24 protein-coding genes are annotated in these 25754 nt (G+C 70.9%); 6 read left to right on the top strand and 18 right to left on the bottom strand.

The window, feature by feature from the left end; all coding sequences use genetic code 11:
- The first annotated feature begins 355 nt into the window (after positions 1–355).
- From ACZ7L1_RS00120 to ACZ7L1_RS00110, 3 genes are read left to right on the top strand one after another with little or no spacing between them, the layout of a single operon-like run.
- Entirely contained in the window at positions 356–1057 is a 702-nt protein-coding gene (locus ACZ7L1_RS00120; RefSeq protein WP_471432918.1) for an SDR family oxidoreductase, read from the top strand.
- Between the two features lie 17 nt (positions 1058–1074).
- Positions 1075–1953: an alpha/beta fold hydrolase gene (locus ACZ7L1_RS00115; RefSeq protein ID WP_471432917.1), complete on the top strand. Its 879-nt coding sequence runs from the start codon at positions 1075–1077 to the stop codon at positions 1951–1953.
- A 39-nt stretch (positions 1954–1992) separates the two neighbouring features.
- Positions 1993–2145, top strand: a complete 153-nt coding sequence (locus ACZ7L1_RS00110) for a hypothetical protein (protein WP_471432916.1) — start codon at positions 1993–1995, stop codon at positions 2143–2145.
- Between the two features lie 85 nt (positions 2146–2230).
- Here ACZ7L1_RS00110 and ACZ7L1_RS00105 read toward each other — a convergent pair whose 3' ends face one another.
- The 14 genes from ACZ7L1_RS00105 to ACZ7L1_RS00040 all read right to left on the bottom strand — a co-directional run bounded on the left by ACZ7L1_RS00105 (position 2231) and on the right by ACZ7L1_RS00040 (position 19299).
- Entirely contained in the window at positions 2231–3046 is an 816-nt protein-coding gene (locus ACZ7L1_RS00105; RefSeq protein ID WP_471432915.1) for a carbohydrate ABC transporter permease, read from the bottom strand.
- 11 nt (positions 3047–3057) lie between these two features.
- Positions 3058–4014 (bottom strand): carbohydrate ABC transporter permease, encoded by a 957-nt coding sequence (locus ACZ7L1_RS00100; RefSeq protein ID WP_471432914.1) that lies wholly within the window; start codon positions 4012–4014, stop codon positions 3058–3060.
- The gene (locus ACZ7L1_RS00095) at positions 3986–5116 is read right to left on the bottom strand and encodes a sugar ABC transporter substrate-binding protein (RefSeq protein WP_471432913.1); all 1131 of its coding nucleotides are present in this window, start codon (positions 5114–5116) and stop codon (positions 3986–3988) included. Before ACZ7L1_RS00095 ends, ACZ7L1_RS00100 begins: the two co-directional genes overlap by 29 nt.
- Before the next feature lie 326 nt (positions 5117–5442).
- Positions 5443–6144, bottom strand: a complete 702-nt coding sequence (locus ACZ7L1_RS00090) for an alpha/beta hydrolase (protein ID WP_471432912.1) — start codon at positions 6142–6144, stop codon at positions 5443–5445.
- Positions 6145–6347: 203 nt separating this feature from the next.
- Positions 6348–9095 carry a helix-turn-helix transcriptional regulator gene (locus ACZ7L1_RS00085; RefSeq protein WP_471432911.1) on the bottom strand — a complete coding sequence of 916 codons (2748 nt, stop codon included), beginning with the start codon at positions 9093–9095 and terminating at the stop codon, positions 6348–6350.
- A 231-nt stretch (positions 9096–9326) separates the two neighbouring features.
- Positions 9327–10319 carry an AraC-like ligand-binding domain-containing protein gene (locus ACZ7L1_RS00080; RefSeq protein ID WP_471432910.1) on the bottom strand — a complete coding sequence of 331 codons (993 nt, stop codon included), beginning with the start codon at positions 10317–10319 and terminating at the stop codon, positions 9327–9329.
- Between the two features lie 495 nt (positions 10320–10814).
- The gene (locus ACZ7L1_RS00075; RefSeq protein ID WP_471432909.1) at positions 10815–11819 is read right to left on the bottom strand and encodes a helix-turn-helix domain-containing protein; all 1005 of its coding nucleotides are present in this window, start codon (positions 11817–11819) and stop codon (positions 10815–10817) included.
- Positions 11820–11921: 102 nt separating this feature from the next.
- Positions 11922–12536, bottom strand: coding sequence for an FMN reductase (locus tag ACZ7L1_RS00070; protein ID WP_471432908.1), 615 nt, complete (start codon positions 12534–12536; stop codon positions 11922–11924).
- The gene (locus ACZ7L1_RS00065; protein ID WP_471432907.1) at positions 12533–13618 is read right to left on the bottom strand and encodes an LLM class flavin-dependent oxidoreductase; all 1086 of its coding nucleotides are present in this window, start codon (positions 13616–13618) and stop codon (positions 12533–12535) included. The genes ACZ7L1_RS00070 and ACZ7L1_RS00065 overlap by 4 nt, the downstream gene beginning before the upstream one ends.
- A gap of 224 nt (positions 13619–13842) precedes the next feature.
- Complete coding sequence (locus ACZ7L1_RS00060; protein WP_471432906.1) at positions 13843–14679, bottom strand: alpha/beta fold hydrolase; 837 nt, start codon at positions 14677–14679, stop codon at positions 13843–13845.
- A 220-nt stretch (positions 14680–14899) separates the two neighbouring features.
- Positions 14900–15484 carry a hypothetical protein gene (locus tag ACZ7L1_RS00055; protein ID WP_471432905.1) on the bottom strand — a complete coding sequence of 195 codons (585 nt, stop codon included), beginning with the start codon at positions 15482–15484 and terminating at the stop codon, positions 14900–14902.
- A 4-nt stretch (positions 15485–15488) separates the two neighbouring features.
- Complete coding sequence (locus ACZ7L1_RS00050) at positions 15489–17039, bottom strand: substrate-binding and vWA domain-containing protein (RefSeq protein ID WP_471432904.1); 1551 nt, start codon at positions 17037–17039, stop codon at positions 15489–15491.
- Positions 17036–18214, bottom strand: coding sequence for a toxic anion resistance protein (locus ACZ7L1_RS00045; RefSeq protein ID WP_471432903.1), 1179 nt, complete (start codon positions 18212–18214; stop codon positions 17036–17038). Before ACZ7L1_RS00045 ends, ACZ7L1_RS00050 begins: the two co-directional genes overlap by 4 nt.
- Positions 18211–19299, bottom strand: a complete 1089-nt coding sequence (locus ACZ7L1_RS00040) for a hypothetical protein (protein ID WP_471432902.1) — start codon at positions 19297–19299, stop codon at positions 18211–18213. Before ACZ7L1_RS00040 ends, ACZ7L1_RS00045 begins: the two co-directional genes overlap by 4 nt.
- A 260-nt stretch (positions 19300–19559) precedes the next feature.
- Here ACZ7L1_RS00040 and ACZ7L1_RS00035 point away from each other — a divergent pair, with 260 nt between their 5' ends.
- A complete protein-coding gene (locus ACZ7L1_RS00035; RefSeq protein WP_471432901.1) occupies positions 19560–20354 on the top strand; it encodes an SGNH/GDSL hydrolase family protein in 795 nt (264 codons plus the stop codon).
- Positions 20355–20441: 87 nt separating this feature from the next.
- Positions 20442–20672: a hypothetical protein gene (locus ACZ7L1_RS00030; protein WP_471432900.1), complete on the top strand. Its 231-nt coding sequence runs from the start codon at positions 20442–20444 to the stop codon at positions 20670–20672.
- A gap of 11 nt (positions 20673–20683) precedes the next feature.
- Here ACZ7L1_RS00030 and tatA read toward each other — a convergent pair whose 3' ends face one another.
- The 4 genes from tatA to ACZ7L1_RS00010 form a co-directional block, all read right to left on the bottom strand.
- Positions 20684–20941, bottom strand: coding sequence for a Sec-independent protein translocase subunit TatA (gene tatA / locus ACZ7L1_RS00025; RefSeq protein WP_471432899.1), 258 nt, complete (start codon positions 20939–20941; stop codon positions 20684–20686).
- Positions 20942–21097: 156 nt separating this feature from the next.
- Entirely contained in the window at positions 21098–23680 is a 2583-nt protein-coding gene (gene mgtA, locus ACZ7L1_RS00020; RefSeq protein ID WP_471432898.1) for a magnesium-translocating P-type ATPase, read from the bottom strand.
- Positions 23649–24005 carry an ArsR/SmtB family transcription factor gene (locus tag ACZ7L1_RS00015; RefSeq protein WP_200418561.1) on the bottom strand — a complete coding sequence of 119 codons (357 nt, stop codon included), beginning with the start codon at positions 24003–24005 and terminating at the stop codon, positions 23649–23651. The genes mgtA and ACZ7L1_RS00015 overlap by 32 nt, the downstream gene beginning before the upstream one ends.
- Before the next feature lie 51 nt (positions 24006–24056).
- Positions 24057–24515: a pyrophosphohydrolase domain-containing protein gene (locus ACZ7L1_RS00010; protein ID WP_471432897.1), complete on the bottom strand. Its 459-nt coding sequence runs from the start codon at positions 24513–24515 to the stop codon at positions 24057–24059.
- Positions 24516–24610: 95 nt separating this feature from the next.
- Between ACZ7L1_RS00010 and ACZ7L1_RS00005 the strand changes: the two genes are divergently transcribed.
- Positions 24611–25609: a TAXI family TRAP transporter solute-binding subunit gene (locus ACZ7L1_RS00005; protein ID WP_471432896.1), complete on the top strand. Its 999-nt coding sequence runs from the start codon at positions 24611–24613 to the stop codon at positions 25607–25609.
- Positions 25610–25754: the final 145 nt, after the last annotated feature.

Below are 25754 nucleotides of genomic sequence, written 5' to 3'. Positions count from 1 at the left end.
GGAAAGTCCGTCGCCGGGCCATGACGGTGTGCGCGCCCGGCCGTCCCTGCAGGGCGACACACACCGGGGCCACAGCGGGCGGTGTACGCGCAGTGGCCCCATGTCGTTGCGGGTGTTACCGAGGGCATGGTCGACCTGGCCGCGCGCTGCAGTCATCCGATGCTCCTGGCGAGTCGGGTTCAAGACTCGCCTCCACGGCGAGAAACCGATCAGTTTCACCACCGTAAATCGATCGGTTCCACCTCCATGGCGACGTAGACCCCACGCGGCCGGCCCCCTCCTTGAGCTTGCGCCTGGAAACCAATCGGTTTACCTTGATGGAAACCGATCGGTTTTCCATTCTGTGGAGGCAGTCATGACCGCTTTGAAGGGCGCAAACGTCTTCGTCACCGGCGGCAGCCGGGGCATAGGCAAGGCACTGGTGGAAGAGCTGTACGCGCGCGGCGCCGGCAAGGTCTACGCCACGGCCCGCGACCCGCGCGGCGTGACGCATCCCGACGCTGTCCCAGTGGCACTGGAGGTCACCGACCCGGCTTCCGTGGCGGCGGCCGCCGCACAGGCGCAAGACGTCACCGTACTGATCAACAACGCCGGTGCCGCGGTCGGCGCGTCCTTCCTCGACTCCCCGGTCGACGACGTACGCCGGGAGTTCGAGACCAACTTCTACGGCCCGCTCCTGGTCACCCGGGCCTTCGTGCCCCTCATCGAGCGCAACGGCGGCGGCCACATCCTCAACGTGCACTCCGTGCTCTCCTGGCTGGCCCTCGGCGGCTCCTACAGTGCCTCCAAGGCCGCCCTGTGGTCGCAGACCAACTCCCTGCGCCTGGAGCTTCAGCCGCGCGGCATCGCGGTCACCGGACTGCACGTGGGATACGTGGACACGGGCCTGACGGCGGATGTCGACGCCCCCAAGTCCGACCCCCGTGACGTCGCCGCACTCGCCCTCGACGGCGTCGAGACGGGAGCGTACGAGGTGCTCGCCGACGACATCTCGCGACAGGTGAAGGCGGGCCTGGCGGGTGACCTGGCTGGGCTGTACGCCCAGCTGGCGAAGTAGGACCGGGAGCCGGCGAGATGCCCAGCCAGGGGTCACGTCCCACGATTCACGTTCCGGGGACCACCAGCCACACCATCGCGCCGCGCGCGGGACGCCACAGCCGCGAGGGAACGCTGCGCTACCTCAAGGCGGGCAGCGGTGCTCCCGTGGTCCTGCTGCACACCGTGCGCACGCAGGCCGAGCACTTCCGTCTCCTCATCCCGTTGATCTCGCACCGGTACACCGTGTACGCCCTCGATCTGCCGGGGATGGGCTACTCCGAGATCGTGCCCGGTGCGTCGTACGACGAACCGGCGATGCGCGCGGGCGTCAAGCGGCTCCTCACCGAACTGGACCTCCAGGACGTGACGTTGGTCGGCGAGTCCATGGGGGCGGTGCTCGCCCTGACCACCGCGGCCGATCTGCCGGAGCGGGTACGGCGCGTCGTCGCGGTGAACACGTACGACTTCCGCGGTGGAATCGCCCGGTCCGGTCTCCTGGCCCGTGTGGTGGTCAGCGGTGTCCTCACTCCGGGAGTGGGCCCGGTGATCGCCGGGGTGGAGCCCAAGGCCGCCCTCGGCAAGATCCTGCAGGGCGGCCTCGGCGACAAGAGCGCACTGCGTGAGGACTACGTGGACGAGCTCCTCCATGTGGGCAGCCGCCCCGGCTACCCGACCGTTGCCCGGGCCGTGTACCAGAACCTGCCCGGCCTCATCGCCGCCCGCTCGCGCTATCCCGAGGTCAAGGCACCCGTCCACCTCGTCTACGGAGAGAAGGACTGGTCCCGGCCATCGGACCGGGAAGCCGACAAGAAACTGCTGCCGGCCGCCGACTTCACGCAGGTGCCGAAGGCCGGCCACTTCATTGCCCTGGAACGGCCCGATGTGCTGGCCGACCTGTTGAACGCGGTGGCATGAGACCCCGAGACCACTGAGGCCACGCCTGAGGAGCAGTGCATGGCGGAGATCCAGAGGGCAGCAGGCAGCCCGCCGCCGGAGGCGATGGCCTCCCACCAGCGGACCTGGCTGTCGGCGATCTCCGCGGTGCAGCCTTCCTCGGCCGGCGGACCGGGGGAGTTCGGCTCGGCCGGGTGGCGGCGGCGCGGCTGACGGAAGCCGAAGGCGGACGCGGCCGACGTGATGGCGGTCGGTGACTCGGGTCGGAGATCGCCGGCGAGCGAGACGGGACCGTCCCTCACTTGACGGCCCCGCTCGTGGCGCCGGCGGCGATGTGGCGCTGGGCGATGACGAGCAGCACGGCCGCCGGGGCGGATGCCAGGACCGCGGTGGCCATGATGGCGTTCCACTGGTTCGTGTGCGCGCCGATGTACTCGTAGATGCCGAGGGTGATCGGCCGCACGGTCTCCGTGGTGGTCAGTGTGAGGGCGAAGAGGAAGTCGCTCCAGGCGAAGAGGAAGGTGAAGAGCGCCGCGGTGATCAGCGCGTTGGTGCTCAGCGGGAGCACCACGGAGCGGAAGGTGCGCAGCCTCCCGGCGCCGTCCACGCGCGCGGCCTCGATGATCTCCCTGGGGATGCCCTGCATGAACGAACGCAGGATGATGATCGCGAAGGGGACCCCGGCGGTGGAGTCGGCGAGGACCAGTCCGAGGGAGGAGTTGAGCAGTCCCAGGTCGTTGTACGCGCTGTAGAGCGCGTTGGCCACGGCGATGCCCGGCACCATCTGTGTGATCAGGACGCCGAAGAGCACGAGGTTGATTCCCCGGACGGGGAGGTGGGCCAGCGCGTAGGCCGCCGGCGCGGCGAGCGCGAGGCTGAACGCCACGCTGCCGAGGGCCACGACGAGACTGGTGACGAGGTTGCGTCCCTGATCGCGCAGTGCCGTGGCGTATCCGCCGAGGTCCGGGTGGAGGGGGAACCAGCCTCCCCGCAGTGGGTTGCCCGCCGGCTGCAGCGAGGCGTTCACCATCCAGTAGACGGGAAACAGCATCACCGCGAGCAGGACGATCCCGACGATGGTGGACACCAGGCCACGGCTCGGTGCGCGCTTCACGGGACCCCCTGTCAGGCGTGCTGGACGCGCCGGTGGACGCGCAGATGGACGAAGGCGAAGAGGAGCGAGACGGCGACGAGTACGTTGCTCATCGCGGCGCCGCGCCCGAACTCGAACTGCTGGAAGGACAGTTCGTAGGACCGGGTGGCGAGGGTCTGGGTGGCGTCGGCCGGTCCTCCACCGGTCACGATGAGGATGAGGTCCAGCACCTTGACCGTGTAGACCACGCCCAGCACCAGCACGACGTCGGCCACGGGGCGCAGCAGTGGCCAGGTGACATGGCGGAACGACGCCACCGGACCGGCTCCGTCCAGCTTTGCCGCCTCGTACAGATGCGCGGGGATGTCCTGCAGGCCGCCGTACAGGATCGCGGTGTTGAACGGTATGCCCACCCAGATGTTGATGAGGATCACCGACAGGAGCGCCTGCGAGGTGCCCGTGAGCCAGGGTATGCCGGACGACAGGAGGTGGAGGTCGCGCAGCGCCCTGTTGACGACTCCGTCGTCGGTGTCGAGCATCCACCTCCACGTCGTTCCGGAGACGACCAGCGGCAGCAGCCACGGCAGCAGCAACAGCGACCGCAGTACGCCGCCGAGCGGGAACCGGCGCTGGAAGAACAGGGCGAGGGCCAGACCGACCAAGAACTGCCCGGCTATCGAGCCGACGGTGAACAGGACCGTCGTCAGCAAGTCCGCCGAGAACAGGTCCGAGGACAGGATCGTCGCGTAGTTCCGCAGCCCCGCGAACGGCGCTGCACCGGTGTAGAAGGTCGCGGTCGTGTAGTGCTGGAAGCTCATCACGACGTTCTTGACGACCGGGTAGCCGAAGAACAGCAGCAGGTACGCCACCGCGGGCACGATGTACATCCACTGGGCGACCGGTTCCCAGAAGCCGGCCCGGGCCGCAGCCCGGGCCCTGCCGCGCGCGGCCTCGTCCTCGTCAGGAACCGGTCGCGATCTGCTGCGCATGCCGGAGCGCTTCCTGCGGTGTCTGCTCGCCGGTCAGGGCGGCCTGGATGGCGGTGTAGATCCCGGTCGCCGCCTTGGGCCACTTGACGCCGAGTTCGCCGGTACGGGCTCGGGCCTTCTCGACGCTGTCGACGAAGGCGGCCATCGACGGGACCTGCCCGGCGTAGCGGGACGCCACCGCGGGGCGGGAGGGCACGGTGAAGTACTGCTGGGCCAGGGCCAGCATGTTCGCGGAGTCGTTCAGGCAGGCGAGTACCCGGGCGGCCTTCTGCTGCCGCGCCTTGGACGCGGTCTGCGGGACCGTCCACACCTCACCGCCGAGCGGGGTGACAAGGGTCTGCCCCTTCTGGCGGACGGGGAGGGGGACCACACCCCAGTGCAGGTTCTCGGCCTTGTTCAGCTCGGAGATCCGCCAGGGGCCGTTGACCATCATGGCCGCCTTGCCGGCGACGAACTGATCGTGGACATCGGCCTGGGTCCAGTTCAGTACGGACTTCGACATGGCTCCGCTCTTCACCAGGTCGACCCACAGCTGCAGTGCCTGCGCGGCCTGCGGGGTGTCCAGTCGCCTCTCGTCCCCGCCGTTGGACCACAGGAAGGGCAGGAACTGCCAGGCGCCCTCGAAGGTGGCGTTCGCGTCGACCGCCATGCCGTAGCGTCCCGGGCGGGTCAGCTTTGCCCCCGCAGCCTTCAGCTCGTCCCAGGTCGTCGGCACCGCGACACCGGCCTCTGCGAGCATGTCCTTGTTGTAGAAGAGGGCGATCGTGCTGACGGTGGGCGCCAGTCCGTACACCTTCCCCTCGTAGGTGCCCGCCGAGAGGATGCCCTTGGCGAAGCCGCCGGAGTCGATGCCGTACCGGTCCAGGGGTGTCAGCGCGCCGGTCTGCGCGATCTGCTGCAGGTCGGGGTTGTCCAGCATCAACAGGTCGGGAAGGGTCCGCGACGACGCCTGCCGCAGCACGTTCGGGACGAGCGAGGCCCCCGGAACGCTTCTGTGCTCGACCGCTACGCCGGCCGTCTTGCCACAGGCGGTGAGGCGCTCGCCCCATTGGGCGTGCTCGGTCGGGTCGGTGTAATAGTCGAGCGCGGTGATGGAGGTCACCTTGTCCGTGGCGGACCGGGATCCGGATCCGCCGGTGCACCCGGTGGCAGCCAGAGCGAGAGCGACAGTTCCCAAAAGGGCGGTGATCCGCCGTGCCGAGGGTCTGGCGGGTGAAACCATGGTGGTGCCTTCCGACTGACAGCGGTCGCCGGAGTTTCGGTCTCGAAGGCGAAGGCGGAACCAGGCACCCCCGACGACTCGGCCGGCGTGAGCGTGCGGGCGAAAGTCAGGCCGCCGCGTCGCCGAGGAGAAGGTCCATTCCGGCGACTTCCCGTTCGAGCAGGGACATTACCTCATTCAACTGATCAGAAGGTATGCCGAGGCTCTCAGCCGTCGCCGCGATCAGTGCTGTGTCCCGCGGCTTCCCGGATCATCGCCGCGACGGCGCGGGGCTGTGAGAGCACCGCGGCGTGCGAGGCGTCCAGTAAGTATTCGGTCGCCGCCATGCGCTGTGCCATGAAGCGCTGAGCGGTGGGGTTGAGCATCCGGTCGGCTGCCGCGATGGCGTACCAGGACGGCTTGGAGGCCCATGCCGGCGGGCCCGACCTGCCGGTCAGGGCGCTGCGGGCGATCGGGCGTTGCGTCACGGACAGCACGCGGGTGACGCGGGGCGGCAGGTCCGCGGCGTACACCTGCGGGAACCGTTCCCTGCGGATGTACAGCTCGCTCTCCGCGCCGAGCCGGGCGGGGAAAGCGGCGGTCGAGGTGGCGTCCCTCGACGGCATGGGGTCGAAGCGGCCGGTGATGTCGAGGAGGCACTCTCCGGCGTCGAGCCCGAACGCCGCGACGTAGCACAACGCGACGGTGTTGTCGGCGTCGGTGGCGGCCTCGGTGATGACCGCGCCACCGTAGCCGTGGCCGACGAGCACGACCGGCACCTCGATGTGGCGCACCGCGCTCCGGACGTACGCGGCGTCCTCCGACAGGCCGCGCAGCGGGTTCGCCAGGGCGCGCACGGTCAGTCCGGCGGCGTGGAGGAGGCTGATGACCCCCGCCCAGGACGAGGCGTCGGTGAACGCATCGTGCACGAGCACGACGGTCGGCGGTGCGGGAGGGTGTGCGTGCACGTCGGTGGCCTCCGAGTGAGTCTGGCCCCAGCCAAGCGCGTTCGGACGGCGCGGGCATCGCGTGAACGTACCAACAGGCCCGCTCCGGGCGCCTCCGGTCGTGCCCGGTCGTCTCCGGTCGTGCCCCGTCGCTTCCACTCGTCTCCAGTCGTGCCCGGTCGTCTCTAGTCGTCGCGCAAGGCCATCACCATGTTGGCGAGTTGGACCCGGGAGTTGACCGACAGCTTCCGGAAGACGGACGTCAGATGAGTGTTGACCGTGTGCGGGGAGACGACGAGCAGGTCGGCGGCCGACCGGTTGGTGTGGCCCTCGGCGATCAGGCGCGCGACCTTCTTCTCCGAGGCCGTCAGCGCCTCCCATCCCCGGACAGGCCGCTGCCTGCTCGCCGCCCTGCGGCTTGGGGCCCCCGCACCCGTGAGATCGCGCTGTACGCGTGCCGCCGCGGCATGCGCGCCCGTCGCTGCGAACGCGGCATGGGCCTGGGTCAGTACGGCCACTGCCTGCGGTTTCCGGCCCGCTGCCAGCAGTGCCTTTCCGAGGTCGGCGCAGGCGGCGGCCCGCACCAGCGGGCGAGGGCTTGCCTTGAGCAGGTCGACGGAACGTTCCAGCAGGGGGAGATCGTTTTTCAGGAGCCCGAGGGCCTGCGCCGCGACACCCGTGGCGGTGGGCACGGCCGGATTGCGCTCGGCGTGGGCTTCGGCCTGAGCCGCCAGATCCTCGGCGAGCCCGTGGTCCGCGCCTCGCAGGGCCATGCGTACAGCGGAGTCGACCCAGGTGCGCAGCAGCCGCCAGCGCATGAAGGGACCTTCCTGCTGCACCTGACGGATCTTGTCGACGGCGAGTCCCACGTCCCCGTCGTCATCGGCGAGGACCGCTTCCAGGAAGCGCACCGCGGCCGTGTTGCCCGGGTTCGGCTTGACCGCCAGTCTTTCCCGCGCCGCCGCCAGGTGCTGCCGCGCCGCGTCCCGGTCGCCGCGCAGCAGGGCGATCCGGGAGCGGATCACGCGGGCGTTCACCTGCTGGACGAGGACCTGTACGTCGTCCTCCAGACGCTCCATGGTCACGAAGTCGGCCTCGGCGTCGTCGAGCCTGCCGAGGCCCAGATGCTGCTGGGCCTGCGCCCACAGCAGCATGGCCTCACGGGACGACCCGGCATCGTCCGCGGCCCGCAGAAGCAGCCGTTCACCGCAGCCGTAGTCGTCCAGGTGCTGGTACGCCACGATCTCCTCGGGAAGGAACGCGGAGTCCACGGCTCTGAGCGCGGTGAAGCGCTCCAGTGCGACGGCGTTCTCACCCGCGTTGAGAGCGATCTCGCCGAGCCCGAACAGGGACAGGACGTGCGCGTCCCGGTCACCGATCGCGATGGCCGCACGCAGCGCGTTCTCGCCGGCCTCACGCGCTCCGCCGAGATCATGGCCCCGGGACAGGGCCAGCGCACGCAGGGCGGCCAGCCTGGCCTCCACCTGCGGGGCGGCGCCCCCCACGGCGAGGGCCGTTTCGGCCCGGCGGCGCAGCTCCTCGGCGAGATCCAGGTTCCACAGCGTCCCGCCGAGGGCCGCCTGCAGCCGGCCGAAGGCCTCCAGGGGCGGGCGGCCGGCCAGCAGCCGGTCGCCGATCGCCAGCGCCGCACGGTTCCTGCCGGCCCGCGTCAGGCACATGATCGCCTGCTCCCCCACGTCGAACCTCAGCGGCCGTGTGGCCGGCACCAACTCCAGGGCCCGCGTCATCAGGTCGGCCGCGAGGCCCGGCGTGATGGGCAGTACGTCGTCAGCGGACCGCCGCAACAGCGCCACCGCTTCCTCGTCCCCGGGCTGTGCGCTCCTGAGGATGTGCGACACCGCGTCGATGGGCTGGTGGCCCGTGGCGACGAGGCGGTGGGCGGCCTGTCGGTGCAGAGCCTTCCTGGCCGACGGCGGGATGTCCACGTAGACCGCCTGGCGCAGCAGATCATGCCGGAAGACCAGTTGCTCGCCGTCGTCGTCCAAGAGACCGGCGCGCACCACCTCCTCGAGCGCCCCGATCAACGTGGCGGACGGTCGGCCGTGGAGCGCTGCGGCGTCCTCGAAGCCGAATCTGCGCCCCAGCACCGCTCCCATCTGCAGGAAGCGCAGCGCTTCGGGCCGCAGGGACCTGAGTCTGCCGCGCACACCCACCACGAGCCCTGGGGGCACGGACTCACCCGAGGCATCGGCGGTCCGCAGCCCGGCGAGCATCTCGACCGCCAGAAACGGGTTCCCGCCGGCTCCGTCGAGCAACTCCCGCACCCGCTCGTCGACGGCTGCCCCCAGTGTGTCGCCGGCCAGCTGGCCGATGGCCGCACCGGACAGCGGGCCCAACGGCACGGTGACTGTGGGGAGTTCGCCCCGCGCGGCGGCGACGATCTCCTCCGCCGGACCAGGAGGGACCTGTCGCCCGGTCAGCATCCACAGAACCGGCGAAGTCCGCAGGCGGGCCGGAAGCTGCTTCAGAGCGAACAGGCTGAGCGGGTCGGCCCACTGCACATCGTCCAGCGCGATCAGCACCGGCACGCTGGCGGCTCTGGCCTCGATCGCCTCCGCGAGGCGCTCCACCAGCCAGATCCGCCGGTCATGATGGCGCGCGAGATCGGCGAAGGTGTCGCCGGAGAGCAGCGGCTCATCGCCGTGCAGCACGCAGGCGGCCAACGACGAGAGTGGCACGATGTGATGCAGTTCATCGGCCTTGCCGAGGCCGGCCGAGAACCCCGCCGCCCTGGCCGTGGCGACCGCCTCGAGCAGCAGCGTGGTCTTGCCGATGCCCGGCTCCCCCTGGATCAGGGTCAGCGCGCCGCTTCCGGTGCGCGTCACCGAGGCGATCAGTGTCCGCAGCTCTTCGAGCTCTGCCTCTCGGCCGCGCAGACCGCTTCGGGACAGCGATCCGCCTGACCCCGCCACGCACGCCCCTCCCAGTCCGCACCCGCCGACCGAAGCCGGGCCCGTTCCACGCCGACCGGTACCTCCGCACCTTCGGCGTCGGCTGCCGGTTCCGTCACGACGGCTCCGGCAGGCGCGGACGACGAGCCGGAATGCCCACTATCGCAAAAACGGCAGCTCAGTGCATCCGGCACAGGGGGCGAGTGACGTCGGCCACTCGGTCGGCGAGCGCGCCGGCAGGGCCGGGCGCAATCACGGTGCGGGCACGCCGACCACACGGGGCGCCCACGCCACGGAGTCCCGCCACTCGACGGGGGACATCCCGTAGACGTCCCGGAACACCCGGCTGAAGTGGGCGGGGCTGGTGAAACCCCAGCCGCGGGCCACCGCTGCGATGGTCCGGCCCGCCGCGTCCCGGCGGGCGAGGTCACGTCGGCACTCCTGCAGCCGGCGGCGCTGGATCCACCGGCTGACCGTCACGTCCTCGGTCTGGAACAGCTTGTGCAGGTAGCGGACGGAGATCTGGTGGGCGCGGGCTATGGCCTCCGGCGTCAGGTCCGGATCGGCGAGGTGCCGGTCGATGAACACCTGGATGCGCGCCAGCAGCATCCGGGCCGCGCTCGGCGTGTCACCCGCCTGCTGATGAAGTCGCTCTTCGATCAGGACGGTGAGAAGGTCGACGACGTGGCGGGCCAGCGCCGCGCCGGTGGCCGGCGGGTACGTCGCCGCATTGTCGACGAGCTGGGTCAGAAAGGGTGCCAGCAGCGAGCCTGCCGTCGTGTCGGGGCGGATGGGTGAAGCGGTGAGCCGTCGCAGGTCGGACTCCTCCAGGCCCAGCAGCCGGCGCGGCAGGACAAGTGATTTCGTCTGGAACGGATGCGGGAACTCCATCCGTAGGGGCCGTGCCGTGTCGCAGAGGACGATCTGCCCGGGATGCAGCTGCGCCTCGCGGCCGTCCTGTTGGACTTCGGCGACACCCCTGACCAGGAGCTTGACGACCAGGTGCTCCTCTTCGCCCGGTGCGATCAGCTGCGGAGTCCGCCGCGCCGACAGGGGATCGCCGTCCACCGTGGCGACCCGCAGATGGCCCAGCCGGGACGTGCGGATGGTTCCCGAGCAGACCTCGTCGGGGACGGCGATGGCAACCGGGGCGAAGGTCTGGGACAGCGCTGCGCGCCAGTACGCCAGTCTTTGGCAGGCGGGCACCGCATCGGTGCTGTAGGCGGTGCCGGAGACCTGCCTCACGGGTATCGGTGTCGATTGATCCGTCGACATGATCTGCGCCCTTCAGCCGGTGTGCTCTATGGACACCCTGCCGACGGGCGTCGGTCGGCACATCGCGTGAATCCGCTAGATCCGGGGTGCGGAGCAGAGGTGCCGAAGATGCGGGCCCGGTCGTCCGGCCACCTCCTGACGCGCGCCGCCCTGAAGTGCGACCGGTCCGGCCGAGCGCGCGCAGATCACCGCCTCGCCGCTGCGGGCGAACTGGAGGAACTGGCCGGGCTGCAGGAGTCGAGCCTGCGCTGCCGCACCCATTGGTACACGGAAGAACCTCATCCGGCAGTTCTCGGCGTAAACGGCTTGCTCATTTCGCACCCCGATCATCGGTTCCTCAGGGGAGGTTTCTGTGCGACAACCTAAAACCCCCCAGGAGTGCGCCTGGTCGAAGAACGTACGAGGTGTTGTCCGAGAAAGAAGAAGCGAACGCGGACTTTGCCGGATTGATGGGCGCCCACGAACTCAGGCGCGCGACACCGGCCGGTGAGCGTCCCGCCACTCGCTGGGGGACATCCCATAAGCGGCCCGGAACACCCGGCTGAAGTGAGCGGCACTGGAGAAACCCCAACGGTGTGCCACCGCGGCGATGGTGAGACCGGTGGCCTCCCGGTGGCCCAGATCTCGCAGGCACGCCTCGAGTCGGCGGCTCTGGATCCAACGGCTGACCGTGCCGTCCTGGCCCTCGAATATTTTGTGCAGGTAGCGCACGGAAATGTGATGGGCGCGGGCGATGGTGCGGGGAGTCAGGTCCGGGTCGGCGAGATGCCGGCCGATATACGCCCGGACCCGCAGCAGCATCGCCGCATCGCCGCTCGGCGTCTCCTCCGAGGTCCTGCCGAGTTGTTCGTGGGTCAGGACCGTCAGCAGGTCCACGACGTTGCGGGCGAGCAACGCGCCGGTGTGGGGTCGATACGATCCCACGGTGTCCGCGAGCCGGGACACCAGGACGGACAGCAGTCCGCCCAGCGCCGTGTCGGAGCGGAGGGGAGACGCCGTGATCTGCCGCAGCTCCGACTCGCTCAGGCCGAGGACCTTCCGGGGCACCACGAGGGACTTGGTCTGGAAGCACTCGGGGAGAACGAGCCGGACCGGGCGTGCCATGTCGTAGACGAAGACCTCCCCGGCCCGCAGGGCCACGTCGCGGGTGTCCTGCTCGAGTCGGCCGCCCCCTCTGGTCAGTTGTTTCACGACCACGTACTCGTCCTCGTCGCCCCGGGCGATGAGCCGCCGCGTGCGCACGACCTCCAGTGGATCGCCCTCCACCGTGGTGACCTGGACCCGGCCCAGGGGCACCGTGCGGATCGTCCCGGAGTGCACCTCGTCGGGGACCGACATGTCCACGGCGCCGAAGGTGCGGGACAGGGCCTCGCGCCAGTAGGTCCGTCGTTGGTGGGCAGGCACCGTGGCCGTGGTGAGCACATGACCGGCGAAGCCCTGTTCGCCGGCTTGCGGTGCGCCTGGCGTCATGGTTCAAGCCTTTCAAACCTCCCGTGGCCGGCTGCGGGGGAAGCTCCAGTCGGACCGATGAGCACCGGACGCCGGCGTCCGCGGACCGCATCCCGACCGGTCTCAGTCGAAGCGCAGGTCGGAGAGCTGCCGTTCGAGCGCGGTGATGTCGTCCTCGGGTGTCTCCTCTACCGGGCGGGCGGCCATCAGGGCGGCCAGCTCCCCCGCCGCCCGCCGTATCCGCGCGGGCAGACCCTCGGTGTACTCGTCACCGCCGGATCCCCAGTCCTCCGACGCCGCGTACACCGCGGTGGGTACGACGGTGGCGCGCAGATGGGCGAAGAGCGGGCGCAGGGCGTGCTCCAGGACCAGGGAGTGGCGGGCCGTGCCTCCCGTCGCCCCGATCAGGACCGGTGTCCCGGTGAGGGCGTCCGGGTCGATCAGGTCGAAGAAGGACTTGAACAGCCCGCTGTAGGAGGCGGTGAACACGGGGGTCACGGCGATCAGGCCGTGGGCGCCCGCCACCGTGTCGACGGCGGTGGCCAGTTGGGGCGACGGGAAGCCGGTGACGAGGTGGTTGGCGACGGCGACGGCCAGTTCCCGCAGCTCGATCACCTCCGTCTCCACCTCGTGGCCCTGGGCGGCGAGTTCCCCGCGGGCCGACTCGGCGAGACGGTCGGCCAGCAGGCGTGTGGACGACGGGGTGCTCAGCCCCGCGGACACGGCGACGAGCTTCATGCGGCGGACACCTCCTGGACGGAACGCAGGGACTCGTGGGTGGGAGCGTCCGGCACGTCGGCCGGGCGGCCGATCGCGAACTCCTTGCGCAGCACGGGCACCACCTCTTCACCGAGGATGTCGAGCTGCTCCAGGACCGTCTTCAGCGGCAGTCCCGCGTGGTCCATCAGGAACAGCTGCCGCTGGTAGTCGCCGACGGTCTCACGGAAGGACAGCGTCCGTTCGATGACCTGCTGGGGAGAGCCCACCGTCAGCGGGGTCTGCTCGGTGAAGTCCTCGAGGGACGGCCCGTGCCCGTAGACCGGCGCGTTGTCGAAGTAGGGGCGGAATTCCCGTACGGCGTCCTGGGAGTTCTTCCGCATGAACACCTGACCGCCGAGACCGACGATGGCCTCCTCGGGTCGACCGTGCCCGTAGTGGGCGTACCGCCGCCGGTAGAGCTGGACCATGCGCCTTGTGTGGTCGGCGGGCCAGAAGATGTTGTTGTGGAAGAAGCCGTCGCCGTAGAAGGCGGCCTGGTCGGCGATCTCCGGGGAGCGGATGGAGCCGTGCCAGACGAACGGCGGTACGCCGTCCAGCGGCCGGGGCGTGGACGTGAAGCCCTGCAGCGGCGTGCGGAACTTGCCCTCCCAGTCCACGACCTCTTCGCGCCACAGCCGGCGCAGCAGGGCGTAGTTCTCCTTGGCGAGGTTGATGCCCTCCCGGATGTCCTGCCCGAACCACGGATACACCGGGCCGGTGTTGCCGCGCCCCATCATCAGGTCCACCCGACCGTCGGCCAGGTGCTGGAGCATCGCGTAGTCCTCGGCGATCTTCACCGGGTCGTTGGTGGTGATCAGTGTCGTGGCGGTGGAGAGGATCAGTTTCTCCGTGCGCGCGGCTATGTAGCCGAGCATCGTGGTCGGGGACGACGGCACGAACGGCGGGTTGTGGTGCTCGCCCGTCGCGAAGACGTCCAGACCGACCTCCTCCGCCTTCAGCGCGATGGCGACGATCGCCTTGATGCGCTCGTTCTCCGACGGGGTACGGCCGTTGGTCGGATCGGGGGTGACGTCCCCCACCGAGAAAATTCCGAACTGCATGGGGGCCTCTTCGTTCCGGCAATTGTCTGGGTTCCGGAAATGTAGGCACCGGCCGGACGGTCGTCGTGCCTGTGCGTGCAGGGGAACTTGCCCGTCAGCGCCCTCTCCCCGGCCCGGCGTGGTGGGCCGCGCGCCGTCCGACCCCGCAGGTGCGGCGTCGGACACCGGCCGGAGACATGCGGGAGCCGGGCCGCCCTCGTCACGGCGGCCCGGCTCCCCTCGGGTCACTTCGCCAGGAAGGCGAGGAGGGCCTGGTTGACCTCCTCGGCGTGGGTCCACAGCAGGCCGTGCGGAGCGTCCTCGATCTCGACGTAGTCGGCGGACGGGAGCGCCTTGTGGAACGGTCGCGCGGTCCCCTCGATGGGCAGAATGCGGTCGCCCGTGCCGTGCAGGATCAGAGCCGGCACGTCGATGGCCGGGATGTCGGCCCGGAAGTCGGTGTACCAGGTCGACGGCGCGGCGGCCGCGGCGAAGAAGCCGCCGCCCGCGGCGACGTTCCAGCTGTTGCGGACGGCCTCCTCGCTGATCCTGGTGCCGAGGTTCTCGTCGAGGTTGTAGAAGTCCTTGTAGAAGTCCGTGTAGTAGGCGTAGCGGTCCGCCTTGACGGCCGCGACGATGCCGTCGAAGAACTCCTTCGGGGCCACACCGTCCGGGTTGTCGTCGGTCTTGAGCAGGCAGGGCTCCAGCGAGGCCAGGAAGGCGACCTTGGCGACCCGGGCGGAACCGTAGGTGGACACGTACCGGGCGACCTCACCGGTGCCCATCGAGAACCCGACGAGGACGGCGTCCCGCACGTCGAGCGTCTCCAGCACGGTGTTCAGGTCGGCCGCGAAGGTGTCGTAGTCGTAGCCGGTCGTCGGCTGGCTGGACTGCCCGAAACCGCGGCGGTCGTAGGTGATCACGCGGTAGCCGGCGTCGAGCAGCACGGCGCTCTGCCGCTCCCAGGAGTGGCCGTCGAGCGGGAATCCGTGGATGAGGACGACCGGCTGTCCGGATCCGTGGTCCTCGTAGTAGAGGTCGATGGCGGTGGAGTTCTCCTGGCCCACGTTGATGTACGGCATGTGTTGCTTCCTCGTTTCCGGATGGATCGGGTTGCATGGCTGGGTACCCGGTCACGCTAGGGCGGGCGCCGCGCCGCCGGTTGCCGCGCAGTGCACCACTGCTTGCCCCGGGATGCAGAGTTCACCTCCACCGACAGGCCTGAGACGCGGACGCACCTGAGGCGGGTGCCGCACCGAACGCGCCTGACCCGGCCCTTCCGGCCGGGAGGCAGCCGTGAGCTCACTGTGAGCGGTCCTCCAGATACCGGGTGTGGGTCTCCTGCCGCCGCACCTCGGCCTCGCGCACGGCCACGGCCAACCGGGCCGCCTCGTCGTGGAGGAGGCCCAGCTGCCGTTCCAGGTGGCGCTCCGGGGGCTCCTGTCCCGGCGCCAGCCGGCTCCACCAGCGGGTTCGCACGAACGTGTCGACGGCTTCCGGCACGTCCTGCCGCACGGCCCGTGACAGGGTGTGCACGCCCTCGGGGTCCTGGGCGAGCACCTCGGCGGCCCACCCGGGGTCCAGCAGCGCGGCCAGCAGCTCGGTGAGCTCGGTCAACCGCCCGGAGGCGGCGGGCGGCAGCTCGACGTCCGTCAGGTAGCCGCGCAGCTTCTGGAAGTCGGCGCGCAGTTCGCCCAGTTGCGCGGACGGGTCGGGGAAGTCGGGCGGCGCCGGGCGTTCGGGGGGCGCGATCAGCGCGCCCGCCCCGTAGAGACCGGCGACCACGACGGGCCAGTACGCGCCTGCGACGCCCGTGAAGGTCAGGACGAGGCCGACGAGTCCCAGGGCGCTCCCGGTGAGGTTCTTTCGGGACTCGACGTAGCTCATGAGCCTATTGGTAGCCACGGATCTCCTCGAAGGCTCCGTCGAGCGACTCCTTCTGGGCGTCGAAGAGGCGGCCGCCGGTCAGTTCGGCGATGTGTTGCAGCTCGGCCCGGTCGGAGTCGCCGAAGAGGATGGGGAAGACCGGGATGTCGCGCTGGTGGCCGTCCAGTCGGCGGTGGAAGGTGCCGAAGTCACCGGCCTCGGCGCCGGTGGTGTTCTCGCCGTCCGTCATCAGCACGATCGACGTGAAGGTGTCACGGTCGTCGCCGAGCTGCCGGTACGCCTTCTCCAGGGAGGTGTAGATCGCGGTGCCGCCGCCGGCGTCGAGAGCGCGGGTGTCCTCGCGGATGGCGTCCAGGCCCTGCTGCGGGGCGGTGGGCTCGACGACATGCGTCGTCACGTTCTTCACGTCCGACCCGAACGGCATCAGCGTGACCTCCTCGCGGTCACGGAAGTCGCCGGTGAGACCGAGAAGGGCCTTCTTCAGCCTTGTGAGGCGGTCGCCCTCCATTGATCCGGAGGTGTCCAGGACGTAGACAGTCCGGGAAGGCCGGCGCAGCGTGTTCTCGTAGGAGTCGAGGAGGTGGTCGGCGACGGAACGGGTGCCCGGGAACGGCATTTCGCGCCGCCTGCCGGTGTCCAGACCGGCGGCCGGCGTCACGGACGCGACCACCGGGCGGCGGTGCGTACGGTCGGTGATCAGCCGCTGCACGGCCGGGGTGCGCAGGGCGTCGGCGAGGCGGCGGACGTCCTCGCGGGTGCCCGGGCTCGTCGACGCCAGGGAGGAGAGCGGATAGTCGGCGGTGACGACGCCGTCGCGGGGGCGGATCACGGTCAGGCCCGGGATGCCCTTGAGGACGGACTCGTAGTTGAGCAGGGCGTCGACGTCGTCTCGGCGGGCGTAGGCGGAGGCCAGCCATCCGGACGAGCCCGATGTCAGTTTCTGCCCCTTGAAGAACTCCTTGAGCCGCGGGGTGGCCCTGGCGACGTCCGTGTCGGTGAGGGCGGACTGGGCGCCGGACAGCCCGGAGGCCACGGAGATCAGCGTGGAGAAGCCCGAGTTGGAGCGGGCCGGGTCCGTCATGCCGTAGGTCAACCTGCCGTCCCGCACGGCCTGCTCGATCTGCGACCACGTCACCTGGTCGGGCTTCCAGTGCAGGGCGTCCACCGTCTGCGGCTTGACCCCGATGGCGACCGGACTGGACATGACCGGCGTCTCGGAGACGACCTTCTTCGCGGCGTCGGGGCGCAGCCGGAGGTAGTCGTCGGAGGAGAGCCACAGCGCGTCGTACCGCCCGTCCACCTTCCCCTTGGCGAGCAGGTCGACGGCGTCGAGGGTGCCCATGTAGGTGGGGCGGACCGTGATGCCGGTGGACGTGCGGACCTGGTCGAGGACCGGGGTCATGTCGCTGAGCTCGCTCGAGGCGAGGATGCGGAGGGTGCCGGGTTGCGGGGCGCCGTCGTCGACGGTGCCCTCAACGCTGTGCTTCTGCGCCGTGCACGCCGTCAGCAGGACGACGAGGCCGGCGAGCACTGCCGTACGCCGTCTCCGTCTCATGCGAGCCCTCCCTCCAGCGCCCCCTGCGACCGGCTCCGCTTCAGATACGCGCTCGCCTGCTGCAGTTCCGCCGTCAGCGACTCCACGGTGGCCGCCATGGTCTCGGTGGCCTGGACCTTGTAGGTGTCGATGGCGTCGAGGGTGCGGTAGATCTGCTGGAAGGCCGAGCGGAGCGTTTCCGCGCCGACCGCCGGATCGGCGGCGATGCGCTGGATCTCGCCGCTCTGGGTGGCGAGCATCTCGGAGTTGCCGCGGATCAGGTCCTCCGTCGTGCCGCGCAGGGCGTTCACCTGGTCGACGACCTTGCGCTGGTTGTCGAGGGCGGAGGCCAGCATCACCGAGATGCGCAGGGCGGAGACGGTGGTGGTGGCGGCGCGGTCGACGCCCTTGATCAGTTCGTCGTTGTTGCGCCGTACGACGTCCATGGCGAGGTAGCCCTGCGCGCACACCGCGAGCTGGGTCAGCAGGTCCTGGTGCTTCTGGCGGACGGGGAAGAGCACGTCGGCACGGAGGGTGTCGGCCTGTGCGGGGTCGGTCGCCTCGACGCCGGTGATGTGCTGCTCGACGGCCGTGTCCAGGGCCTCGGTGAGCACGACGTACTCCTGGAGCTTGCCCATGGTCTCCCACAGGCGGACGCGTTCGGTCTGCAGGGCGGCGTTGTCACGGCGCAGTTCGTCCTGACCGCCGCGCAGGGATCCCACGATCTTGTTCAGAGTGCCCTGTGCGGAGGCGTACTTGGCGACGTGGTCGCACAGCTTGTTGCCGCCGGGGAGACGGGAGAGGAACTTCCGCCCCTTGCTCGCCGGCAGGTCGCGCGGGTCCAGGTCCTCGACCACGCGCCGCAGTTCGACGAGCGAGCCGCCGACCCTGGACCGGGCGTCCTCGCCCTTGCCGGGCAGGCTGCGCAGGGTGCGTTCCAGCATGCGGTTGGACTGGGCGGCGGCGGTGCGCATGTCGCTCGCGCCGAGAGCGGTGATCTCCCCGACCTTGCCGGCGAACTCGGGCGAGCGGGCGTCGAGGGCGGCGAGCCCGTCCACGTAGGCGACGGCCTTCTGGGCCATCTCCGCGCGGACGGAGTCGTCGAGCGGTACGAGCCCGCCGGCCTTCTCGCGCGGCACGGGTGCGACAGGCTCGGGCGGGGTGAGGGTGAAACCGTCGTTGTCGATGCCGGTCATGTCTGGCCCCCCTGGTTCCGGGCCCGGCGCGCCATCTCGTGCAGCACCGCGGAGGTCGGCACGGGCGCCTGTCGGATCCCGGTCAGCTTCTGGTTGAGGTACGAGGTGTACGGGGCGGTGGCCGCCGTGAACTCGGCGGCGTCGCCCTGCGGGCGGAACCCGTGCCGGACGGCGAGCTCGCGCAACGCGGGGTCGGCGCCGAGGAGTTTTCCGAGGTCGCGTCCCGCCTGGGTGAGCGGCACGACCGTGTGGTCGCTGTTGGCCGTGGTGTCCGGGTACAGGACGCTGAGGTCGTCCGCGCCGTGGCCCTCGCGCAGCAGGGACGCCACCTGGGACTCGTACACCAGGACGAGCGGGTTGCCGACGCCGCTGACGAAGTCGCGGAACGCGGCGTCCGTGCTGGGTTGTTGGGCGCCCTGAACGCTGATGAGCTTGCGCAGAAGGGGCGCGGTGCGCTCGACGTCGGCGTCACCGGCCGCGACCCGGCCGCCGTCGGCCACGTAGCCGGCGGCGGCGAGGTAGAGGGCGCCGGAGTTGGAGGTCTCCGGATCGGTGGTCGCGATGTAGAGGGTCCCGGTCAGCTCGGCGTGCGCCTGGGCACCCTTGAGCTGCTGCCAGGTGCGGTCGTGCCGCGCGACGTCGAGATAGGCGGTCATGTGGAGGGTGCCGCGGTCGTGGTCGAGGGTGGCGAGCCCGTTCTCGGCGAGCACCTGAGCCGCGCTGCGGTGCGCGACGACCACCAGGGGCGAGTAGAAGGGCCGCGGCAGGGGCTGCCGCGCGTGGTACTTGACGGCCAGCGCGTCGGCCGGCGCCTGGCTGGAGGGGAAGGCGAAGTCGTAGCCCTTGAGGTTCATCTCCTCCATGGCCCAGGAGCCGGACGTCTCGGTCCTGACGGTGTAGCCCTTGGCGGCAAGGGCCTTCACCACGGCGGGATCGGCGAAGTAGTCCGCCTTCTCCGATCCGATCACGCCTCGCACGGTCTTCGTTGCCGTGCCCGTGTCCCGTCCCTCACGGCCCGCCACGACGGCTGCCACGACGCCGCCGATCAGCAGCACCGCGAGGACGATTCCTGCGATACGTCTCACGCGAGGAGCCTTCTCCCGGAACCCAACGTTCCGCACGGCGTCGCATGAACACCGGGTGACGGACGGATCCCGGTATGCAACGGGAACGGGGGGCTCCGGTGGAGGAGGAGTGAGAGGAAGAACGCAGGCACCCGCATCCCACGCCCCGGCAAACGCTGAACGCGACGCCTATGCACGGAGAATTCTTGACATGAACACTTCCCATGAGTGGTTGCCCGCTGTACCACATGAGAGCCGGCTTTCCCGCTCTGGGAGGTTTCGTGAGACGCATCAAGTCGCTGTCAGCCCTTGCCACGCTGAGCCTCGCGATCATGTTCAGCCTGGTACTCACCGGTCCGGCACATGCCGCCGGACCCGCGTACGTCGCGCTGGGAGACTCGTACTCGGCGGGCAACGGCGCGGGTAACTACGACAGTTCGAGCGCCGACTGCCACCGCAGCTTCAGCGCCTACCCCTACCTGTGGAAGAACGCCCACGCGCCGTCCTCGTTCGCCGACACCTCCTGCTCGGGCGCGGCCACGACGGACGTGACGGGCAGCCAGCTCGGCCCGCTGAACTCCGGCACCGGGCTCGTCTCGCTCACCGTGGGCGGCAATGACGCGGGCTTCTCGGACGTCATGACCACCTGTGTGGCCGGCTCGGACGCCGACTGCGTCAACCGCGTCGACCAGGCCGAGAGCTACGCCCGGAACACGCTGCCCGCCCGCCTGGACGCCACCTACGACGCGATCCGCGCCAAGGCGCCCAACGCCAAGGTGGTCGTGCTGGGTTACCCGCACATGTACACCCTCGACGTCTTCTGCGTCGGCCTCAGCGACACCAAGCACCGCAAGATCGACGAGGCCGCGGACGTCCTGGACGGCGTCATCGCCGACCGGGCCGCCGCCCACGGCTTCGTCTTCGGGGATGTGCGCACCACCTTCAAGGGCCATGAGCTGTGCTCCGGCGACGGCTGGCTGCACTCCCTGGTGGCCTCGCCGAGCTGGGAGTCGTACCACCCCACCGCCACGGGGCACGCGAACGGCTACTACCCCGTTCTCAACGCCAACAGCTGATCGCAGGCGAGCCGCCGAAGCGCCCGACGCCGGGCCAGTGGCGCACCTCACAACACTTCAGCGGTTGCGCAACTCTAAAGTTCAGACATGGATCTTCATGTCGCGACGAAGTGGGAGACGGCGGTGCTCGCCGGAGGGCCGGCCGACGGCCTGCGCATGCAGGTCGCCGGTCGGCCCTCGGTGCTGCAGGTGACGTACCCGTGCCGGGTCGAGTCCCCGGCGGACGGCGTACGCGTGGATGCGCTGTACGTCTACCGGCGCCAGCTCGGAGTGAACAGCGAGCCGCTGGCCTACGGCTACGACAGCGCCAGCCCCTGACGGGCGCGCCCTCAGCCGGCGGCGGCCGGCGGCCGCTCCGTGGCCGTCTCCGCGGAGGTCCGCACGGCCGTCGGCTCCACCGGAGTGGGCGCGGACGTGGCGGACGCGGACGCGTTCTCGTCCTTCATCGCCTTCGCCTCGCTCTTGAGGATGCGCATCGACTTGCCCAGCGCCCGGGCGGTGTCCGGGAGCTTCCTCGACCCGAACAGCACGATGACGACGATCGCCACGATCAGCAGGTGCCAGGGTTCCAGTCCGTTACGGAGCATGACGCGCCCGCCCTTCCTCGCCTCGGCCGAGGACGCCTGCCGCCGCTCGTCCGTGCCATGTTGGTTGCTACGTTGCGCAACTGTACAACCCACGGTCGGCGGCGAAACCGAGCCGAAGACGAATCGTGCTGAAACCGACGGGACCCGCCCGGCCGGTCAGCGCCGCGCGACGGACCGTCGTTCGTAGCGCGCTCTGACCGTCCACAGGGCGAGCGCGTACAGGGCGAGGACTGCGGCGAGCAGCAGGTAGTACGCCACCGGCAGCGCGGTCAGGCCGAGCGCGGAGCCCAGCGGGGACAGCGGCAGCAAGAGCCCCACGGCGGCCAGAACGGCCGCGGCCCGTCCGAGCGGGCCCGGTGCGCGTCCCTCCGCGACACGCCGGCCGGACCTCAGCAGCAGCATCACCAGGGCCTGGGTGAGCAGGTTCTCCGTGAACCACGCCGAGTGGAACACCGCGTCGTCGTCCAGCGCGTCCGGCCCGTGCAGCGCGAGCGCCAGGACGCCGAAGGTGGCGAGGTCGGCGACCGCGTTGAGCAGTCCGAAGCCGGTGATGAAGCGAAGGAAGTCACGCGGCCTCAGCACGGTGGGCCGGGCGAGTGCCCGAGCCGCGGGGCGGTCGTAGGCGAAGGCGAGCTGGGCCGCGTCGAAGCACAGGTTCTGGGCGAGGACCTGGGCCGGGAGCATCGGCAGGAAGGGCAGCAGCAGGCCCGCCGCGAGCATCGCGACGACGTTGCCGAGGTTCGAGGAGAGCGTGACGCGCAGATACGAGGCGATGTTGCCGCTGGCGTGACGGCCGGCGGCGACGGCGTGGTCGATCGCGGTGAGGTCCTTGTAGGCGAGGACGACGTCCGCGCTCTCGCGGGCCACGTCGACGGCGTCGCGCGGGGCGACGCCCACGTCGGCGGCGTGCAGCGCGGGCACGTCGTTGACGCCGTCGCCGAGGAAGCCGACGGTGTGCCCGGCCGCGCGCAGATCGGTGACGATCCGGGCCTTGTCCTCGGGGGTGCAGCGGGCGACGACGGTCGCCGCGGCGTCGTCCGGGGCGCCCGCGGTCCGCACCCGGCCGGGGTCGAGGCCGAGGTCACGGCAGACGCGGACCGCGGTGCCGGGGTGGTCGCCGGTGAGGATCCGCACGCTGACGCCGCGGGCGGCGAGGTCCCGCAGGGCGCGGGCGGCGGTCGGGGCGAGGGCGTCCCGGAAGGTGACGAAGCCGCGGAAGGTGAGGCCGCGTTCGTCGGCGGCGCTGTAGGGGCGGGTGCGAGCGGGGCGGTCGGCGGTGGCGACCGCGAGCACCCTGAGGCCGTCGCCGGCCTCGCGCGCGGCCCGTGCCAGCAGGCGCTCACGCTCGGCGGGCTGAAGCGCGCAGCGCTCCAGTACGTCCTCGGCGGCGCCCTTGACGACGAGGAGGTGTCTGCCGAGGCCGCCGCGGACCACGGCGGTGGCGCGCCGGCGGTCCGGGTCGAACGGCAGAGCGGCCACGCCCTCGCAGTCCTCCCAGGCGCCGTCGGCCGCGTCCAGGATCGCCTCGTCCAGGGCGTCGGGGGCGGGCAGGTCGGCGAGCTGGAGGGTCCACCAGGCGCTGACGGCCGCCCAGCGCAGCACCTCGGGCGCGTCCTTGCCGTCCCCGTCCAGGGCGCGTTCGACCACCGGTCGGTCCTGGGTGAGGGTGCCGGTCTTGTCCAGGCACAGCACGTCGACGGCGCCGAGGTCGTGCAGTGCCGGCAGGCGTTTGACGATCACTCCCTGGCTGCGGGCGAGCAGGGAGGCGCCGCGGGCGAGGCAGGTGGTGACGATGACCGGCAGCATCTCGGGAGTGAGGCCGACGGCGACCGCGACGGCGAACGGCAGCGTCTGCAGGCCCCGGCCGCGCAGCGCCGCCCCCGCCATGAGGACCAGCGGCGGGGTGAGCAGCATGAACCGGATCAGCACCCAGGAGATGCCGTGCACGGACCGGTCGAAGGCGCTCGCCCCGCGCGCGGCGGGCGTGCCGTGGGCCCGGGCGAACCGGGTCCTGGCGCCCGTGTGAAGGACGAGCGCGGTGCCGCTGCCGGAGGCCACGCTGCTGCCCTGGAAGCAGAGATGGGGCTGGGCGAAGAGTCCGCCGCCGAAGGCGCCGGGGACGTCGGGCGCGCTCTTGGCGACCGGCGCCGACTCGCCGGTGAGCGCCCCCTGATGCACGGTCAGCCCGCTCGCGCGCAGCAGCCGTACGTCGGCGGGGACCAGGTCGCCGGGCGCGAGCCGGATCACGTCGCCCGGCACCAGTTCGGCGGCCGGTAGCTCGCGCTCGAGCGGCGGGCGGTCCGCTTCCGGTCGGCGTACCACGGTCGCGGTGGTGGCGACCAGGTCGCGCAGCGCCGCCATGGAGCGGTCGGCCCGGTGCTCCCCGGTGGCGCGCAGGACGCAGCTGACCACGACGAGGGAGAGGATCACACAGGCGGTGCCCCAGGCGGTGACGCTCGCCGAGACCAGGCCCAGGCAGAGCAGCACACTTGTGAACGGGTCGCGCAGTCCGCGGACGAAGCGCCGGGCCCAGGAGGCCGTTCGGGCCTCGGGGAGCAGATTCTCCCCGGCCTCACCGAGCCGGGCCTCCGCCTCCGCCTCGGTGAGCCCGCGCAGACTGCTCTCCAGGCGGCGCAGCTCCTGAAGGGACGTGGGGCCGCCGGCGCCGTGGTCCGGGCCGGGAGGGGGTGTCGGCGCCGCGGCGGTCTCAGAGGCCACGGAGCCGGGGTGCCGGCACATCGGCCGGGGCCGCACGGTCGGTCAGCCGGCCGACCAGGAGGCGCACCACGGTCACCACGTCCGCGTCGTCGACGAAGTACACCTGGCGGCGGCCCTCACGGCGGGAGCCGACGAGTCCGGCGAGCTTGAGCTTCGTCAGGTGCTGGCTCACAGCGGGCAGAGCGCCGCCGACCCGCTCGGCGAGTCCGGTGACATCGCTCTCGCCCTGAGCGAGCGCCCACACGATGTGCAGCCGCGCGGGCGAGGCCAACAGCCCGAAGGCGGCGGCCGCCTGGGACAGTACCTCGGCGGACGGATCCTCGAAACCACCGCCGACTGCCGTCACCGTGGGCCTCCTGTTCACACCGGGGTCATCTCGTCCTTGCAGTGGTTCAGTCTAGGCGGGGTCGTCGGCCACGGTCGCAGAGCCGGACGCCGGGCGGTGCTGTCCCCACCGCTCCGCAGGCGACCAGCCCTGGCGGCGCAGGACCGCCGAGACGTCAGGGGCGCGGTAGTGGTCGCCCTTAAGGACCTTGCCGTCGGCCCGGCGCGACACCGTGCCGTCCGGGCCGATCTTCGTCATGTTGGCGCGGTGGATCTCGGCGATGACGGCATCGAGGTCGATGCCGTGCACCAGGGCCGTCCCGTACGCCACGTACACCAGGTCGGCCAGCTCGTGCGCCAGCCGGTCGAGCGGGCCGGTGACGGACACCTCGGCGACCTCCGCCGCCTCCTCGGCGAGCAGCTCACCGCGGTGCGCGGCCAGCTCCGCGGAGACCTCCGTCGGCTCGGACCGCACGTCGAGACCGAAGGCGAGGTGGAACTCACGGACGAGGGAGGCGGGGGAAGGACGCATCCGCCGACCCTACCGTTCGCCGGCACCCGTCCTCGGCCCTCCCCTTGTCGGTACCGGCCTGGTCACAGGGGCCGCGGCCTGGCAGGATCGCGCGCATGCTTCAGGCACTCCCCCGTATCGGCAGACGCCGCGCGCTGCTGGGCTCGGCGGTCGCGTGCGCGGTCCTCGGGCTGCTGCTGTGGTGGCTGCTGCCGATCGGCGAGGAGTCCCCGAGCGGCACGGTCACCTTCAGTACGGGTACCCCCAGCGGCGTCTACGAGAAGTACGGCACCCTGCTGCGGCAGACGATCGCCCGGGACATGCCGCGGCTGGACGTACGGCTGCAGAACAGCGACGGGTCGCAGGAGAACGTGCGCCGGGTGGCCACCGGGCAGGTGGACTTCACGATCGCGGCGGCCGACGCGGTGGAGACGTACCGGCTTCAGAACGGGCCCGGCGCCGGCCGGCTGCGCGGCTGCGCCCGCCTGTACGACGACTATGTGCACCTGGTGGTGCCGCGGTCGTCCCCCGTGCGGTCGGTGGCGGACCTGAAGGGCCGCACGGTCGCCGTCGGGCCGGGCGGCTCCGGGGTGCGGCTGATCGCGGAGCATGTGCTGAAGGCGGCCGGGCTGGACCCCGAGAGGGACATCACGCCACTGTCCGACGGCATCGGGACGATGCCCGGGCTGCTGAGGCAGCACCGGATCGACGCTTTCTTCTGGTCGGGCGGGCTGCCCACCGGAGCGATCACGGATCTGTCGCAGCACCTCCCGGTCCGGCTGGTGCCGATCGGCGGCGACCTGGTGGCGAAGCTGCACGCGCAGGGCGGCGCGTCCCGCTACTACCGGGCCGCGGTGATGCCCGCCGACGCCTATCCAGAGGCGCAGCAGGGCGTCTCCGTACAGACCGTGGCCGTCGCCAACCTCCTGGTCACGCGTCAGGACATGAACGCCGACCTGACCGACGAGCTGACCCGCGTGGTCATCGACAGCCGCGACCGGATCGGCGCGCAGGTGCACGCGGCACAGCTGGTGGATCTGCGCACGGCGATCTACACGGACCCGCTGGAACTGCACGATGGCGCGCGGCGGTACTACCGGTCGGTGAAACCGTAGTTCGGGGCGCCGGAAGCGGTAGGTCACGCCCTGAGGTCGGCTCGCCGTCGTCGGGGCTTTGGGGGGAGACACAAACCGGGAGAGAGGGGGGGGCGGAAGAGAACAGGGAGGAGAGGAAGGAAAGGAGGGGGGGGTGTGTTCCTGC

Source organism: Streptomyces sp. NPDC107546 (genome assembly GCF_055639175.1).
Note: the sequence above shows the minus strand (reverse complement) of the source record. Positions and strands in the feature narration are given on the sequence as shown.

Excerpts from the sequence above, each read along its gene's own strand:
- ACZ7L1_RS00120 (WP_471432918.1), top strand. The coding sequence starts at position 356 with ATGACCGCTTTGAAGGGCGCAAACGTCTTCGTCACCGGCGGCAGCCGG.
- ACZ7L1_RS00115 (WP_471432917.1), top strand. The coding sequence starts at position 1,075 with ATGCCCAGCCAGGGGTCACGTCCCACGATTCACGTTCCGGGGACCACC.
- ACZ7L1_RS00110 (WP_471432916.1), top strand. The coding sequence starts at position 1,993 with ATGGCGGAGATCCAGAGGGCAGCAGGCAGCCCGCCGCCGGAGGCGATG.
- ACZ7L1_RS00100 (WP_471432914.1), bottom strand. The coding sequence starts at position 4,014 with ATGCGCAGCAGATCGCGACCGGTTCCTGACGAGGACGAGGCCGCGCGC.
- ACZ7L1_RS00075 (WP_471432909.1), bottom strand. The coding sequence starts at position 11,819 with ATGACGCCAGGCGCACCGCAAGCCGGCGAACAGGGCTTCGCCGGTCAT.
- ACZ7L1_RS00070 (WP_471432908.1), bottom strand. The coding sequence starts at position 12,536 with ATGAAGCTCGTCGCCGTGTCCGCGGGGCTGAGCACCCCGTCGTCCACA.
- ACZ7L1_RS00065 (WP_471432907.1), bottom strand. The coding sequence starts at position 13,618 with ATGCAGTTCGGAATTTTCTCGGTGGGGGACGTCACCCCCGATCCGACC.
- ACZ7L1_RS00060 (WP_471432906.1), bottom strand. The coding sequence starts at position 14,679 with ATGCCGTACATCAACGTGGGCCAGGAGAACTCCACCGCCATCGACCTC.
- ACZ7L1_RS00055 (WP_471432905.1), bottom strand. The coding sequence starts at position 15,484 with ATGAGCTACGTCGAGTCCCGAAAGAACCTCACCGGGAGCGCCCTGGGA.
- ACZ7L1_RS00050 (WP_471432904.1), bottom strand. The coding sequence starts at position 17,039 with ATGAGACGGAGACGGCGTACGGCAGTGCTCGCCGGCCTCGTCGTCCTG.
- ACZ7L1_RS00045 (WP_471432903.1), bottom strand. The coding sequence starts at position 18,214 with ATGACCGGCATCGACAACGACGGTTTCACCCTCACCCCGCCCGAGCCT.
- ACZ7L1_RS00030 (WP_471432900.1), top strand. The coding sequence starts at position 20,442 with ATGGATCTTCATGTCGCGACGAAGTGGGAGACGGCGGTGCTCGCCGGA.
- tatA (WP_471432899.1), bottom strand. The coding sequence starts at position 20,941 with ATGCTCCGTAACGGACTGGAACCCTGGCACCTGCTGATCGTGGCGATC.
- mgtA (WP_471432898.1), bottom strand. The coding sequence starts at position 23,680 with ATGTGCCGGCACCCCGGCTCCGTGGCCTCTGAGACCGCCGCGGCGCCG.
- ACZ7L1_RS00010 (WP_471432897.1), bottom strand. The coding sequence starts at position 24,515 with ATGCGTCCTTCCCCCGCCTCCCTCGTCCGTGAGTTCCACCTCGCCTTC.
- ACZ7L1_RS00005 (WP_471432896.1), top strand. The coding sequence starts at position 24,611 with ATGCTTCAGGCACTCCCCCGTATCGGCAGACGCCGCGCGCTGCTGGGC.